The following is a 15,544-nucleotide window of genomic DNA, read 5'->3' on the forward strand; positions in this document are numbered from 1 at the left end:
GGTGCCTGACCAAGAAAGTTTTGCCTTATGCCCACCACCTTGTTCTCTCCCACCCATGTGGGTGACATGACCCTTAGCAACCGCGTGGTTATGGCTCCCATTACCCGCAACCGGGCGCCGGGCGCTGTGCCCACGGCCATGATGGCCCAATACTACGGGCAGCGGGCCAGTGCCGGTCTGATCATCACCGAGGCCACGGCCATCAGCCCGCAGGGGCAGGGCTATGCCGATGTGCCAGGGCTATACAGCACTGAGCAACTCGATGGCTGGAAAAAAGTGACAGATGCCATCCATGATGGTGGTGGCAAGGTGGTGGTGCAGTTGTGGCATGTGGGCCGTGTATCGCATACATCGCTGCAACCGGGCAATCAGCCGCCAGTGGCCCCTTCGGCCATTGCGGCCCAGAGCAAAACTTTTGTGCTGGACCCAACCACAGGCCAAGGCCGTTTTGTGCCTACATCGACCCCGAGGGCGCTGGACCTGTCGGAGCTGCCCGGCATTGTGCATGATTACCAGAGCGCAGCGCGCAACGCGGTAGAGAGTGCAGGCTTTGATGGGGTGGAAATCCATGCTGCCAATGGCTATTTGCTGGAGCAATTCCTGAAAACGGGTGCCAACCAACGCAAGGATGACTACGGCGGCAGTATCAAGAACCGCGCCCGCCTACTGCTGGAAGTAACCCGTGCCATTGTGGAAGCGATTGGGGGTGGCAAGGTGGGCATTCGCCTGTCGCCGGTCACGCCTGCCAACGACATTGCCGATGCCGATCCGCAGCCATTGTTTGAATATGTGGTGCAGCATCTGGCCCCTTTGGGCTTGGCCTATATCCATGTGGTGGAGGGGGCCACAGGTGGCCCGCGTGAATTGCCTGACCGACCTTTCGATTACGCCGCCCTTCAGGCCGCCTATCGCCATGCGGGCGGCAAGGGGGTTTGGATGGTGAACAATGGCTACACCGGCGAGTTGGCCCAAGAGGTGGTGCGTTGCGGCCGCGCCGATCTGGTGGCGTTTGGCAAGCCATTCATCTCTAACCCTGATCTGGTGCAGCGGTTGCAGCAGCAGGCACCCTTGAATGCTTGGGACAGCAGCACGTTCTATGGTGGTGGTGCCCAAGGTTATCTGGACTATCCCACGCTGGGCAAGGCTTGACGTGGGGCGCTGCCCACCCCCTCAAGGCTCTTTGGGGAGGTAGCGTTTTTTGCCTGTGGGCAAAAGGATGTAGCGGCCCCCACGCGGGCCAACGTGTACCACCGCATGCTCAGTGATGCCTTTGGTTTTGGCCTGGGGTTGACTGGTGGGCGGGGTGGTGGCGTGGGCCGCAGGCTGCACGGCGGCTGCGGTAGCCGTGCCTGGCGGCGGGGGGGGCTTGTAGTGGGGGATGTCGGCCTTTTCTGCCTTGCCACTGGTGCAGGCATCGTCTTGGTAGCTGATCTTGCCATCTGGGGCCGTGCATTTGTTCATGGCCTGTGCCGGTGCCCCAACGGCTAACATGACCAGCACCACTGCCCGCACCAAGGCGGGCCAGAGGTGTGTGAACGACATGGTGCGGTGCCCCATTTGACATCCTTGCCGCCCTAGAGGGCGGTAATTTCTACTGCTAAAGGGCGGCGTTTCGCAGCACGAGCCCGTTTGGGTTAAACACGCTGCGTTCCCTTCCATCAAGATGACACCCGCGTGCCGCTGGCTTGGTGGGCCTCATGCGCCATTGGACGCAGCACAGGCTTGTCTTGTAGGCACAGTTGGAGGGTTGGGGTGCAGGCATTCACGCTCAGCATCATAGGCTATGCGAGACAAAAAACCACAGGCTGCGTACCAGCCTGATCGCTACCCCATCGGGTCAGGCCCGTCCTAGGCGTGGCAGATGGCCTACCGTGGCAGTAGGCAGGGCTTTGCTGGTACTGGGCCGACTGCTGGGCGGTTGCTGGCGGGGCGGTATGGTGCCCACACCGTCGGCCAGTTGAAACTGCTGCACCACTTGGGACAGGCGCTGGGCCTGCTCGCGCAGCGACTGGGCTGCGGCGGCTGACTCCTCTACCAGTGCGGCATTTTGTTGGGTCATGCGGTCGATTTCGGCCACAGAGTCATTGACTTGGCCGATGCCCGTGGATTGTTCGTGGGTGGCGGCACTGATCTCGCCAATGATGTCGCCCACCCGCTGCACGCTTTGCACCATATCGGTCATGGCCCGGCCTGCATCTTCGACATGGTGTACCCCACCATCGACGGCCTGCACGCTGGCATCAATCAGGGTTTTGATTTCTTTGGCAGCGGCAGCACTGCGCCCGGCCAGACTGCGCACCTCGGAGGCTACCACCGCAAAGCCACGCCCTTGCTCTCCGGCGCGGGCGGCCTCTACTGCTGCATTGAGGGCCAGAATATTGGTCTGGAAGGCAATGCCATCAATCACGCTGATGATGTCGGCAATCTTGCGGCTGGCGCTGGAGATGCCGTGCATGCTGTCGACGGCATGGGCCACCACGGTGCCGCCATTTCTGGCGGTGGTGGAGGCCGCTGTAGCCAGTTGGTTGGCCAATTGTGCTGACGAGGCTGTTTGCTGCACGGTGCCAGTGAGTTGCGACAGAGAGCCTACGGCCTCTTGGGCATGGTTGGCGGTTTGTTCGGTGCGGGAGGACAGGTCTTGGTTGCCCATGGCAATTTGTGCGCTGGCGGTGGCAATGTTGCCGCTGGCATCACGCACTTGGGCCACCAAGGTGCTCAGCCCTTGCTGCATGTCCAGCAAAGCACGCTCCAAGTCGGCCACTTCATCGCGGCCAGTCACGCTCAGGCGCTGGGACAAATCGCCCCCGGCAATCGCCAGTGCCAGCCGCTGGGCGCGGGCCAAGGGGCGGCAAATGGAGTGCATGTTCAGCAGTGTGGTTGGCCCCACGATCAGGATGGTCAGTATGACCACCACGGCAAACATGATCTGCGTTTGGCGGGTCAGATGGGCTTGGGCTGCCACGGCCTCGTTGGCCTCTTTTTGCAGGGCAGCTTCTAGGGAGATGCGCAGCTTGTCGGCTTCATCAAACTGTGCCAAGGCTTGGCGGCTCATGCGGTTGGCAATGGTGGCCGAGTCGTAGCCCCCGTTTTCGAGTTGGCGCACGATGGGCTCGAAGCGGTCACGGTAGGCGGCCACCGATTGCCACAGTTTGCTGGCAATGGCGTTGTCTTCGTCAGGCTCGCCCTCCTGCATCTTTTGTGTCAGTTGTTCAGTCTTTTGCAGGCTGGCTTTCCATTGGGCATGTGCCTCGCGCACCGCCTCGGGCTTTTCGTAGTTGATGATCATGTCTTTTTCGTACATGCGCACGGCACCCAGTTCTGCCCGCAATTGGCTCAGCAATTGCAGCTCGGTGTAAGACATGGCCAGAAAGCTCTCGGTCAGCACGGTGATGCGGTACATACCCAACAGGCCCGCCCCACCCAGCAAGCCCAGCAAGCCCATCACTACCACAATGGCCCCCATCATGCGAAAACGGATAGTGAAATGGCGCATGAGCGAATTGATCGTCATGGTGTGGCGTTCCTTAGGAAAATGTATCAACCCGCAATTTTTGGGGCAACTGTCAACAACTTGACAGTTTGCCATGCTAACGGAACAAATTTCCTACCTTTGTCATCGTTTTTTTATATAACCTATTGATTTCTAATGCCATTTATTGTGGTGATTTGCCTGCTCGTATGGCGTGGGGTGCCAACGCTTGAGCAGCAGTGCATTGCTGATGACGCAGACGGAACTCAGTGCCATAGCAGCCCCGGCAATGACCGGACTGAGGTAGCCCAATGCGGCCAGTGGAATGCCTGCCACGTTGTAGGCAAAGGCCCAAAACAGGTTTTGCCGTATCTTGACCACAGTGCGCCGAGAGATGTCCAACGCTGCCGCCACCAGCATGGGGTCGCCACGCATCAGGGTGATGCCCGCAGCGTGCATTGCCACATCGGTGCCATTGCCCATCGCCATACCCACATCAGCAGCGGCCAGTGCCGGGGCGTCATTGACGCCATCGCCCACCATCGCCACCACATGGCCGCCGCCTTGTAAGGCCTGCACTTGGGCGGCCTTGTCTCCGGGCAGTACGTTGGCACACACTTCGCCTGCTTCGGGGTGCAGGCCCAAGCGGCGGGCCATTGCTTCGGCGGCGGGTTGGTTGTCGCCCGAGATCATGACGGTGCGCAGCCCGCGTTGGCGCAATTGTGCCAATGCAGGCTGGGCCTCGGGTTTGGGTTGGTCACCAAAGGCCATCACGGCCTGTAGTTGCCAGCCTTGGGCGGTTTGCTGGGCCAAGGCCGATACGGTGGCACCTTCGGTTTGCAACTGCTCGGCACGGGCTGCCAAGCTGCCCAAGGCCACGCCCTGCTCTTGCATCCAACGCAGGCTGCCCAGTAGGTAGCTGTGGCCCTGCACTTGGCCTTGGCTGCCCCGGCCCGGCACACTGTGCACGGCATCGGGGGCGGGCACATCCAGCCCTTGCTGTTGGGCAGTTTGCACTACGGCACGGGCCAGTGGATGGCTGCTGCCCGTTTGCAAGCTGGCGGCAGCGCACAGCACGGCGGTGCGATCCAGATGGGGGGGCACTTCCAGCGCCGTCAGGGTGGGCTGGCCCACGGTCAGGGTGCCCGTTTTGTCAAAGGCCACGGTATCGACGCGGTGCGCCAGCTCCAGCGCCTGCGCATCTTGGATCAAGATGCCATGCTGCGCTGCCACTCCTGTGCCCGCCATGATGGCCGCTGGAGTGGCCAGCCCCAAAGCGCAGGGGCAGGCAATCACCAACACCGCCACGGCGCGAATCAGTGCGGTCTCTAGCCCTACACCAGCCCACCACCAACCCAGCAGCGTACACAGCGCAATGCCCAACACCACCGGCACAAACACGTTGGCCACTTGATCGACCAGCCGCTGGATAGGTGCTTTGGCGGCTTGGGCGTCTTCAACCAGCCGGATGATGCGCGAGAGCACGGTTTCTGAGCCCACCGCGCGCACTTGCAACACGATGCGCGCCTCGCCATTGATGGAGCCACCGGTCAGGGTATCACCCACTGCTTTAGGCACGGGCAGTGGCTCGCCGGTGAGCATGGACTCATCGACCTGGGTCATGCCGTCCAACAAGGTACCATCTACCGGGATACGCTCGCCGGGGCGCACCACCAACCTGTCGCCCACCATCACTTCGGCCAGCGGCACATCCACTTCACCGCCTTTGCCCAGCCAATGTGCCACTTCGGGGCGCAAGCCATGCAAGGCACGGATGGCAGCAGTGGTTTGGCGCTTGGCACGGGCCTCTAGCCATTTGCCCAGCAGCACCAGCGTGATGACGACCGCAGAGGCTTCAAAATACAAATGGGGGGTGTGGCCGGGGTGGGCTGTCCACCACAACCAAACCGATAGTCCCCAGCCAGCTGTGGTGCCAATGGAGACCAATAAATCCATATTGCCGCTGCGCGCCAGCATGGCATGCCAGCCTGCACGGTAAAAACGCGCTCCCAATATGAACTGCACTGGCGTGGCCAGCAAAAATTGCACCCAAGCCGGTAGCATCCAGTGCGTGCCCCATAGATCGCCCAGCATGGGCAGCACCAGCGGCAACGACAGTAGCAGGCCCACGGCCACGGGCGCAAAACCTGCCCACGGCGAGTCTTGCTGCTCGCGGGCCGTGGTGGCCGCCGGGGTAAGCGGCTCATAGCCCGCATTGCGCACAGCGCGGCGCACCAGTGCCTCCATGCTGGCGCTGTCTTGCGTGGCCGAAGGTAAAAAACGCACCCGTGCCGATTCGGTTGCTAGGTTAACGGTGGCCTCTTGCACACCGGGCACTTTGCGCAAGGCACGTTCCACACGGCCCGAACAACTGGCACAGGTCATGCCGCCAATGGCTAGATCTAGTTCTTGGGAGGGGGGGGAAGATGCAGCAGGGAGGGTCATGGGGCCACCAGATTTTTCTTATGATGATGCGCGTTTCTAATACCTTCCACTTCGAAAGACCCTGATGCAATACCAGTTTGAAGTCCACGGCATGACCTGCGGCCACTGTGAACGGGCCGTGACCGAAGCCCTGCAAACCGTTGACCCCCAAGCCAGCGTGCGTATTGACCGCGCACAAAACCTTGTGGAGGTAGAGAGCGAGCAACCGCGTGAGGCCTTGGCCGCTGCCATTACCGAGGAAGGCTACCGGATTGCGGCATAGGCAGGAGGTTTGGGGCCGCCGGTCTTATTTGTAAAACGCTTCTACTTGGCCTTTGAGCGTGAGCAACAAGGGGCGGCCTTTGCGGTCTACGGTTTTGCCTGCGGGCACCTTGACCCAGCCTTCACTGATGCAGTATTCCTCCACATCAAAGCGTTCTTTGCCATTGAGTCGGATGCCAATATCGTGGGCAAACACAGCCGCCAGATGGTGGGGGCTGCGTGGGTCAATGTTGAGGCGGTCGGGCAGGGCAGGGCGGGTGGTGGTGTCGGTCATGAGAGAGATTTTTCCATTGCTTGAACAAAGCCGGGGATTTTCCCGGATTTACCCTGATTAGAACGGTGCCTCTGCGGGGGCTGTGTCGGGGGGGGCGGTGGCTGGGCCGGTGATCACAGCTTGGTCAGGGCGTGTGGTGGTTTTGGTCGATGGGGTGGCGTTGCTGCGTTCGCTTTCACCATCCAACGCCTCAATCAGGGCAGGCAAGAAGGGGGCCAGTTCGCCGGTGGTCAAGGCCCAGTCGGTGTCAAAGCCACGGTCTTCGGCGTTTTGCTCGGCCAGCGCCGCATCGAGCAGGGCCAGCTTTTTCAGCTGCAGCCCTTCGGTCAGCACAAAAGAGAGGCGATCTGCCCAACTGAGTGCCAGTTTGGTGGGCATTTTGCCCGCTTGGATGTGGGCGCGGATCTCATCGATGTCGAGTGGGTGGCGGGCGTAGCGCACCACGGCTTTGTCTTCGTTGCTGCTTTTGAGTTCGCATTCGCGGTCAAGGCTGAAGCCCGAGGGGGGCTCTTGGGTGCTGAGCCATTGCGCCATAGCAGTGGCAGGCGCTGTTTGTGTGTCGAGCAGCCACAGCGATAGCCCTGGCAAGGCTTCTACCAATGCAGTGACTACTTCGTCGGCACGGCTTTGGCTGCTGCTGTCGATCAGCAGAAAATGGGCCTGTGGATCAATCCATACGGTGATGCTGCTTTGTCGGGTGAAGGCTTGGGGCAAGAGGTCGAGTTTGGCTTCCTCCTGGAGGTCGCGGCTTTGGCGTTTGCCGGGCTTGCGGCCGGTGGTGTGCTCTATCTGGGCGGCCTTTTCTTGCACTTTGCGCGCCAGCACGCTGCTGGGCAGCAGCTTGGCCTCGGTCATGAAGCGCAGCAACCATTGGCCCCCCACCGATTCGGCCAGCGGGCCGTGGGCTTCACCACGCGGTGGCACCCAGCCCCAAGATCGCTCTTGGGTGGCACTGCATGGCAGAAAAGGCGCTTGGGCCAGCGCCGCTTCGATCTTGTCTAGCCCGGTCTGCCACGGGTGTGCAATGCGGTAGATGATCATGTTTTTGAACATGGACATACTTTCTGTAGATGCAGGGTTGGCGGGTGCCTCCCCGTGGTGGGATTGTCTGTCAGGCGCTGCGCAGGCCATCTTTACATAGGCGCAGCACTACAACACCAGCGACTGACATGCGGGACTGATGATGGAGGCTGTGCTGCCAGCACGGAGGTCATGGATCACTGCGTGACACCTTCAGCTGGTAGGAACATACTGTGGTGTCATCGCTGGCATGGGTGTGCTGGTGGTGTTTTCCTCTGAAAGGATTTTTCATGGCCTTCTTCCTTCCTCGCAAACTGTTGGCAACTGCTGTGTTGGCTGCCTTGTCGCTCCCAGGGTGGGCTCAGTCGGAGGCAGCGGCGCCTGCGCCTGCAGCTACCCCGCCAGCAGTGTCTACTCCTGCTGCACAGGCCGCCACACCGGCCGCGCGTCCCGGCCTCCGTGCCCAACGTGGTGGGCCACGCTACCACCAGCAGCAACGCTACCGCCACCACCGCATGCGCGCTGAGCAGCGGGCTGCTTACTGGCAGGAACACCGTGCGCAGCATTTGGCCCAACTTAAAGGGCAGCTGCAGTTGAGCCCAGCACAGGAGGCGTCTTGGACAGAGTTCACCACAGCGATGGAACACCAGCCACGCCATGCCCGTTTGGGCTGGGATGATGCGGCCCAATTGACGACCCCTGAGCGCATTGACCGGATGCGTGCTTTGCGTGCCCAGCGTGCTGCCGAGGCCGACCGTCGTGGCGATGCCGTGAAGGCGTTTTATGCCCAGTTGAATCCAGCCCAGCAAAAAACCTTTGATGCCCACCACGGGGCGTACCGTGCGCAGCACTACCGCATGATGGGTAGCCCCGGTGGCCGTGCTTTGGCACCCGCGCCCGGTGGGGAGGGGGCTGCCCAGCCGGGTTGGCAACATCCAGACTGTCCTATGGATGGCTCTGGCCCCCGTGATGGTCGTGGCCCGCGTGGGCCACGGGGGACTGCGCCCGCACAATAAGTTGGTGCTGCCAGCACCTGTCTGGTTTAGGGCTGGTGCTGGCGTAGCCAGTCTTCCAATTGCGACTCGGGCAATGGTGGGCTGAACAGATAGCCTTGGAAGGTCTGACAGCCTGCGTGCAAGAGCACATCGCGCTGTGCAGCGGTTTCTACGCCTTCGGCGATCACGTTCAGGCCCAGGCTGCGGCTCAAACCAATGATGGTATTGACGATGGCCGCATCGTTGGGGTCGGTGAGCAGGTCGCGCACAAAGCTTTGGTCGATTTTGAGCTGGTCTAGTGGCATGCGCTTGAGGTAGCTCAGGCTGGAGTAGCCGGTGCCAAAGTCGTCCAGCGAGAAGCCTACCCCCAGTTCGCCCAGCGCCGTCATGGTGGCGATGGTGGTGTCCATGTCTTCTACCAGCAGGCTTTCGGTCAGTTCGAGTTTGAGCCGTTGGGCGGGAGCCTTGGTGTTGTGCAGCACTTGGGCCACTTCTTCCACAAAACCTGCGTGGCGGAATTGGCGTGAACTGACATTGACGGCCATGCTGATGTGGCGCAATCGGGGTTGGTGCTGCCAGCGGGCCAGCAGTTGGCAGGCACTCTCTAGCACCCAGCGGCCCAGTGCCAAGATGATGCCGGTTTCTTCGGCCAGCGGCACAAAGTCTGCGGGCGAGACCATGCCGCGTTGGGGATGGCACCAACGGATCAAGGCTTCTACGCCGACATATTGTTCTTGGTGGTTGACCTGCGGTTGGTAGTGCAGCAAGAACTGGCCTTGGGTGATGGCGTTGCGCAGGTCGGCCTCGAGTGCAGCGCGGGCCGTAACGACGGCCTGCATGTGTGGATCAAAAAAGCGCAGTGTGTTGCGCCCAGCAGTTTTGGCCTGGTACATGGCCAAATCGGCTTGTTTGAGCAGTTCTCCCACGCTGGTGCTGTCGCCTTGGAACGGTGCAATGCCGATGCTGGGGGTACTGCGGTATTGGTAGCCTGCCAACTCGTAGGGGGCTGCCAGGGTGGAGAGAATTTTTTCACCCACGCCACGGGCGCTCAGGGCCAAGGCGCCGGGGTCTGGGCCCAAGGCTTCGAGCATGACGACGAACTCATCTCCGCCAAGGCGGGCCACGGTATCGATGCTGCGCACACAGGTGTTCAGGCGCTGCGCAACCTGTTGCAGGAGTTGATCGCCCTTGTCGTGCCCTAGGGTGTCGTTGAGGGTTTTGAAGTTGTCCAGATCAATGAACAACAAGGCGCCGCCTTGCTGTTTGCGCCGTGCCACAGCCAAGGCTTGGTGCATGCGGTCCATTAGCAGCATACGGTTGGGCAGGCCGGTGAGCGAGTCGTAGAAGGCCAGGCGCTGGATTTCGCGTTCGGTGGCTTTGCGCTGGCGGATGTCGGTGTGGATGGCGAGGATGGATTCGGGTTGGCCGTCTTCGCTACGCACCAGCGTCCAGCGGCCTTCGATGTCGATGGCGTGGCCATCGCGGTGGTGCTGCACGATCTCGCCAGCCCATTCACCTTGGCCCAAGACGGTTTCGGTGGCGCGGTAAAACAGGGTGGGGTCTTGGTAGAGCAGCGAGACGATGGAGTGCCCCAGCACCTGCCATTGCGGCCAGCCATAAACGCGTTCGGCACTCTTGTTCCAGTAGGTGATGCGGTGCTCAAGGTCATGGACGATGATGGCATCTTGGGCCTTGTCCAGCAGCGAGGCTTGCTGGCGGATGCGGTTGTCAGAGACTTGGCGCTCGATTTCGGCAGAGGCGCGGGCGGCAAAGATTTGCAGGGTAGAGATGACGAAGTCGGGGTCGGCCAGCGGCTTGGTGAACAGCACGAAGATCATGCCGATGGTGTCGCCGGAGCTATCGCAGAGTTGCTGGCCCACATAGGCCTGTGCCTGTAGCCGTCCGGCGGTGATGGGGGTATTGGGGTAGAGGTCTGCGGCACCTTGGGGCACCACGTATTGGCGCTGCGTGAGCAGCTTCATGCTGGGGGTGGCTTCGAGGTCGTATTCCATTGTGGGCAGCAGTTCGCCCTCTACCACCATTGCCAAGGCAGATACGCGCGGAGGCTTGTCATATTGCCGAGGCAGCAGGCGCATCACGCAGCCTGCCTGTGCATCCAGCACTTCGGCCATCTGACTCGATAGTTGCACAAAGAATTCAGTGCCCGTGGCGGTAGAGACGGCGGCAGCCACCTTGAGCACGGAGGCGTGCAGTCGCTGCTGCTCTCGGCGTGCGCGCAGGCTGGTGATGCCAAAGGCCAGATCGTTGGCTAAATCTTGCAGCAGTCGTGCTTCTTGGGCGCTGATGTGCAGCACTTCGGGGGCATAGAGGTAGAGCAGGCCAAAGGTGCGCTCGCCGTGGCGCAAGGGCAGGCTGATGACGCCGTGAAAGCCGTGCGCCAGTAGGCGCTCTGATAGTTCGGCATAGATGGGTTCGCTGCGCACATCTTGCACAATGACGGGCTGGCCTGTGCGTACGGTGATGCCCGATGGCCCTTGGCCGCGCGGGTTGGTGTCTGACCAAGACAGATCGATGGTGTCAAGGTAGCCGTTGCTCAGCCCAGCATGGGCCACCAGTTCAATGGTTTTTTCTTCGTCGTCGCGGGCAAAACCCACCCAGCCCAAACGGTAGCCGCCAATCTCTACTGCAATGCGGCAGACGGCTTCGAGCAGATCTGGCTCGGAGGTGGCCCGCACCATAGCCTCGTTGCAGGCACCCAAGAGCTGTTGGGCACGGCCCAGACGCGCCAATTCACGTTCGGCACGCAGCCGGTCTGTGATGTCGGTGGCCATGATCTGGCGGGCTGGGCAGCCATTGAAGGCGATGGTGCGTGAGGAGACTTCAACATCGATCAGCTCGCCGTCTTTGCGCACATGCTGGTGCTGCAAGCTGCGCCGTCCGGTGCCTTCGCCCAGGGCCAGCACTTCGGCCTGGAATTGGACGCGTTGCTCGGGCAGCCACAGGTCGGCCATCGTCATACCCAGCAGTTCGTGCTCGGTGTAGCCGTACAGCGCCAGCATGGCCTGGTTGACGGCCAAGATGTGCAGGCTTGGGTCGAGGGCATATACCCAGATGGGCTGGGGATGGGAGTCGAAGAGCAGCCGGTATTGTTGTTCGGAGGCCCGCAGTTGTGCGGCCACTTGGCGCAGGTGTAACAGTGCCCCCAGCGATTCGGCCAGCATTTGCAGGTGGGCTGCGTCGCGGGCTATAAAGCCGTTGCCATGCCGGGCACTGGCTTGTAGCAAGCCCACCATTTGGCCTTCTACGCGCAGGGGGGTGACCAGAGTGGAGCGGACTTGTGTATGACCATGCAGCAATCCCACGTCGTCGCACAGGCCACTGGCTGGATTGCATTGCACGGTCTGGCCTTCTTGCAGGCGTTGCCATGCGGCACACTGGCGTAAGGGCATGACCCGGCCCAACAGGGGCGCATCTCGCCCCGCACTGGCTTGGGTGATGAGCTGTTCGCCCTCGAGCAGTTCTACGGTGGCGCTGCGCGCGCCGGTGATGTCTAAGGTGGCTTGGGCCACCAGATCGAGCAGGGCTGGCTGGCTCAAATCCAGTGCGGCCATCCGCTGCTGCACATGCACCAGGGCAGACTGGGTTTGGGCTTCGCGTAGCGCATCCAGGTGGGCTTGCTTGTCGGCACTGATGTCTCGGATGCCACCGACCATCCGCAGGGCTTGGCCGTTCTCGTCCCGGATGACGAAGCCCCGGTCTTGCACCCAGATATGGCTGGCGTCGGCACGCACAATGCGGTATTCCGCAGACCATGCGGTGTCGCGGCCTTGGATGGCGGCATACAGGGCTTTGAGGATGCGTGGACGCTCCTCGGGGTGGATGCACTGTGCCCAACCATCGGCATCGGGCATGGCCTCATCGGAGCGCCTGCCAAACAAGGTGCGGAAGGAGTCACTCCACCAAATGTGGCCCGTGCGCACATCCCAGTCCCACACGGTGTCGGCGGTGGCATTGGCGACGAGATGAAAGCGTTCTTCGCTCAAACGCAGTGCCTGGTGCTGGCGGCGCAGTTGCAGTTGCGCCATCACTTGGTTGGCTAGCATTTGCAACGCTGCACGTTGGCTAGGGTTTAACGCTCCAGGGCGGGTGTCCATCACCAGCAAAGTGCCAATGGTCACGCCCTCAGAGGTGAGCAGTGGTGCGCAGGCATAAAACCGAATATGGGGCGCCCCAGTGACCAGCGGGTTGTCTTTGAACAAGGGATGCTGGCGGGCATCGGCAATCTCCACCACATCACCACAGCCATCGAGCCAGTGTTTGCAAAAGGCCACCGTCAGATCGGTTTGCTGCAACGCAAGGCCGATGCGGGCTTTGAACCATTGGCGTTGATCGTCAATGAAGTTGACCACCGCCATTGGCGTACCACAGATGTGGGCTGCCAGTCGGGCCAATTGGTCAAACGCTTCTTCTTCGGGGGTATCTAGGATGGCATAGGCCTGCAATGCCTGCTGGCGCCGGACACTGGCGCTCAGGGGGAGCACAATGCCCCGATGGGGCGTCATTGCCCTGCCCCTCCCAGGGTCAGGAACATGGGCGCGGTACAGCGCAAGAGGTAAGACGGAGACCTTGGCATGGATCCAATGGCTGGTGGACAGTTGAACACAAGGGCATACAGATACGGCCACGCTTGCCCCAGAGCGCAACGTGTCCAGATACTACATGCACCATGCCATATCGCAAACAGCAGAATGGTGGGATCACAGACGGCTTTTTTGCTATACATAAAATAGCAAATAAAGCCTTTCTATAAACGATTGGGGCGCTATTCTATGCAAATAATTCCTAGTCCGTTGTATGTAACGAGAAGTTAATACTTCGGGAAACTCTGGGGGAATGGCTGTGTGCCTGCGGCCACAGCGGCTTTATGGCCGCAAGAAGGCCACTTGCTGGGCCGACCAGTAGCGCGATTGCAAATGGTCTAGCCGCACCTGTCCTCCGGTGGAGGGGGCATGGACAAAGCGGCCCTCACCGACATAAATGCCCGCATGGGTGGGGGTGCGGCCCCGTCCAAACAGCACCAAATCGCCCGTGCGGCGTTGCTCCAGAGGCACTGTCTGGCCCCACTGTGCCAATTGGGCCACGGTGCGCGGTGGGGCTGCCGCTGTGCGGGCGCGGTAGACATAGCCAATCAGGCCACTGCAATCAAAACCGCCATCGGGCGTATTGCCACCATAGCGGTAAGGTGTGCCCACCAGCCCCAGTGCATGAATAGCGATGTCGTGTGCCATCTCTGACGATAGACGCCCTGAATCCACCGGCAGTGGGGCTGGACGGTGGATAGCCGCAGGTGCAGACGCCGTAGGGGGTGCAGAGCTACAGCCTGTCAGCACCAGCAACAGCACGGGGGTACCCCATCGGCCCCATTTTTGCCATGTCATTGAATGTCGTATCCACTGCACCGCCTGCATCCTTGAGTGTAGAAGGGGCTGGCATAGCCACCACCCCGTTACCCATCAACGCACAATCAGCACAGGCACTGTGGTTTGTGCCAGTACCTTGGTAGTGATCGATCCCATCACCAACGTGGCCAGAGCGCCATGACCATGCGAGCCCATCACCAATAGGTCGAAATGTTTGTCTTGCGAGGCCACCTCTGCAATGGTTTCGGCGATGTGGCCGACCTTGCTGATGGTCTGTAGCGCCACACCCTTGGTGGCCATGAACTTGACCACCGGATCGAGCACCTTCTGGCTCTCGTCCTCATAGTATTCTTCTACCAGCTCCTTGCTCAAGGAGGCACGGGCATGCGCGGGCAATGGCGGCTGCACCGTCAAGGCGGTGTAGTGGTGATTGGTGCCCAGCAACTCTTCATGGGTGGCCAGATAGGCCAGCATTTTTTTGGTGAAGGGGCTGCCATCTACGGCCAACAGAATGTTCATCAGTGTGCTCCTTGTCAGTAAAAGCGAAGGTAACAGCCATCATACGGTGACGCAATACTGGGGCTGGAAGGTATCCTGCTCACCTTTACGGGCATAACCCAGCGGATTGGCGACCACCCGGCATTGCCAAGGCTGCCCATCGGGCCGTGCCCCTTGGGCCACATAGTCACAAGGGGCATGAAGATGCCCGTGCAGCCAGGCTTGGGCCTGTGGCAACCAATCGTCTAGGGCATTGCAAAAGCCTGCCGTGCCCGGTACCAAGCCATAGCGTGGGTCGGCACTGCGCAAACTGGGGGCAAAGTGCGTTACCACCACTGTGGGGCCCGCAAAGGGCTGCGCCAGCGCCGCTTGCAGCCACTGCTGGCATTGCAAAGCCTGCTCACGCACCTGCGCTGCCAAAAAAGGTTGTCCACGCCAGGTGGTGCCTGTTTTGCGCAGATAAAAGTTGGCTGCACTGAACGCTTTTTGGCGTTGGCGCAATTGCTGCGTCAAAGGGGCGGAGGGCTCGCGCAATGCCAGTGCGTCAAAATCACTCCACAGCGTGGTGCCCACAAAGCGCACCCCATTCAGCACGGCTGTTTGGCGCTCCAGCCAGATCAGCCCTAGTCGCTCGCAGGTGCGGCGCAGGCGTTCTTGGGCTGCATCAAAATCCTGACCATCGTATTCGTGGTTGCCCGGCACCAACACCACTGGAGTGGGCCAGCCCGCAAACTGTGGCAGTGGTGAAAAGCGTGCCAACCCAAAATCTTCATCGGCCAGCAGCGAGCCGTGTTGGTATGAGCCTACATCGCCCGCCAGCACCAGCACCTCTGCCCCCGGCGCAGGCTCGGGCACCCAGTGCGGATGCACCTCCAGGTGCAGATCGGACAACAGTTGAATTTTCATTGCAGCACTTCATGGTGGGGTGCAGAAGCAGCCTGTAGGTAGTCACAAAAAGCGAGAAACTGAATACCTACAGATCCATGGGTTAGCGCGGACAGTGACTCATGAAGTGAGAGAAATGAACCCATAAGGTAAGAAATGCTTTCTCAGGGGCCTGAGCAGCTATCGAAACAGACAAAATTCAGCGGCTCTCCATAGTGCCACCTGCAACCGAAAACAATCTACGCCTACATGGTAAGTGATTCACGGGTTCATCATCTCCAAGGCCCGACCATCAAAATCTACCGAACCTGGGGCG

Annotated in this window: 12 protein-coding genes; 3 read left to right on the forward strand and 9 right to left on the reverse strand. The window is 60.8% G+C overall.

All coding sequences use genetic code 11. The features are described from left to right. Positions 1-27: 27 nt before the first annotated feature. On the forward strand, positions 28-1,149 hold the full coding sequence (locus ACYVB2_RS08225) for an alkene reductase (RefSeq protein WP_382432068.1): 1,122 nt from the start codon (positions 28-30) through the stop codon (positions 1,147-1,149). Positions 1,150-1,170: 21 nt separating this feature from the next. Here ACYVB2_RS08225 and ACYVB2_RS08230 read toward each other — a convergent pair whose 3' ends face one another. From ACYVB2_RS08230 to ACYVB2_RS08240, 3 genes are all read right to left on the reverse strand, one after another. Then, positions 1,171-1,542: a hypothetical protein gene (locus ACYVB2_RS08230; protein ID WP_382432066.1), complete on the reverse strand. Its 372-nt coding sequence runs from the start codon at positions 1,540-1,542 to the stop codon at positions 1,171-1,173. 295 nt (positions 1,543-1,837) lie between these two features. Beyond that, entirely contained in the window at positions 1,838-3,511 is a 1,674-nt protein-coding gene (locus ACYVB2_RS08235) for a methyl-accepting chemotaxis protein (protein WP_382432064.1), read from the reverse strand. A gap of 132 nt (positions 3,512-3,643) precedes the next feature. After that, entirely contained in the window at positions 3,644-5,914 is a 2,271-nt protein-coding gene (locus tag ACYVB2_RS08240) for a heavy metal translocating P-type ATPase (protein WP_382432062.1), read from the reverse strand. 64 nt (positions 5,915-5,978) lie between these two features. Here ACYVB2_RS08240 and ACYVB2_RS08245 point away from each other — a divergent pair, with 64 nt between their 5' ends. Beyond that, the gene (locus ACYVB2_RS08245; RefSeq protein WP_382432060.1) at positions 5,979-6,176 is read left to right on the forward strand and encodes a heavy-metal-associated domain-containing protein; all 198 of its coding nucleotides are present in this window, start codon (positions 5,979-5,981) and stop codon (positions 6,174-6,176) included. A gap of 24 nt (positions 6,177-6,200) precedes the next feature. On the opposite strand, the gene ACYVB2_RS08250 is transcribed toward ACYVB2_RS08245, so the two are convergent. Continuing rightward, positions 6,201-6,449 carry a DUF3297 family protein gene (locus ACYVB2_RS08250; RefSeq protein WP_382432058.1) on the reverse strand — a complete coding sequence of 83 codons (249 nt, stop codon included), beginning with the start codon at positions 6,447-6,449 and terminating at the stop codon, positions 6,201-6,203. 57 nt (positions 6,450-6,506) lie between these two features. Next, complete coding sequence (locus ACYVB2_RS08255; RefSeq protein WP_382432056.1) at positions 6,507-7,502, reverse strand: recombination-associated protein RdgC; 996 nt, start codon at positions 7,500-7,502, stop codon at positions 6,507-6,509. A 257-nt stretch (positions 7,503-7,759) separates the two neighbouring features. Here ACYVB2_RS08255 and ACYVB2_RS08260 point away from each other — a divergent pair, with 257 nt between their 5' ends. Continuing rightward, positions 7,760-8,485 carry a Spy/CpxP family protein refolding chaperone gene (locus ACYVB2_RS08260; protein WP_382432054.1) on the forward strand — a complete coding sequence of 242 codons (726 nt, stop codon included), beginning with the start codon at positions 7,760-7,762 and terminating at the stop codon, positions 8,483-8,485. 26 nt (positions 8,486-8,511) lie between these two features. On the opposite strand, the gene ACYVB2_RS08265 is transcribed toward ACYVB2_RS08260, so the two are convergent. From ACYVB2_RS08265 to ACYVB2_RS08280, 4 genes are all read right to left on the reverse strand, one after another. Next, entirely contained in the window at positions 8,512-12,987 is a 4,476-nt protein-coding gene (locus tag ACYVB2_RS08265; RefSeq protein WP_382432052.1) for an EAL domain-containing protein, read from the reverse strand. A 360-nt stretch (positions 12,988-13,347) separates the two neighbouring features. Further along, a complete protein-coding gene (locus tag ACYVB2_RS08270) occupies positions 13,348-13,863 on the reverse strand; it encodes a C40 family peptidase (RefSeq protein WP_382432050.1) in 516 nt (171 codons plus the stop codon). Positions 13,864-13,938: 75 nt separating this feature from the next. Beyond that, positions 13,939-14,364 (reverse strand): universal stress protein, encoded by a 426-nt coding sequence (locus ACYVB2_RS08275; RefSeq protein WP_382432048.1) that lies wholly within the window; start codon positions 14,362-14,364, stop codon positions 13,939-13,941. A 39-nt stretch (positions 14,365-14,403) separates the two neighbouring features. After that, positions 14,404-15,249 (reverse strand): metallophosphoesterase, encoded by an 846-nt coding sequence (locus tag ACYVB2_RS08280; protein WP_382432046.1) that lies wholly within the window; start codon positions 15,247-15,249, stop codon positions 14,404-14,406. Between the last annotated feature and the right edge of the window lie 295 nt (positions 15,250-15,544).

The organism is Giesbergeria giesbergeri (assembly GCF_054779375.1).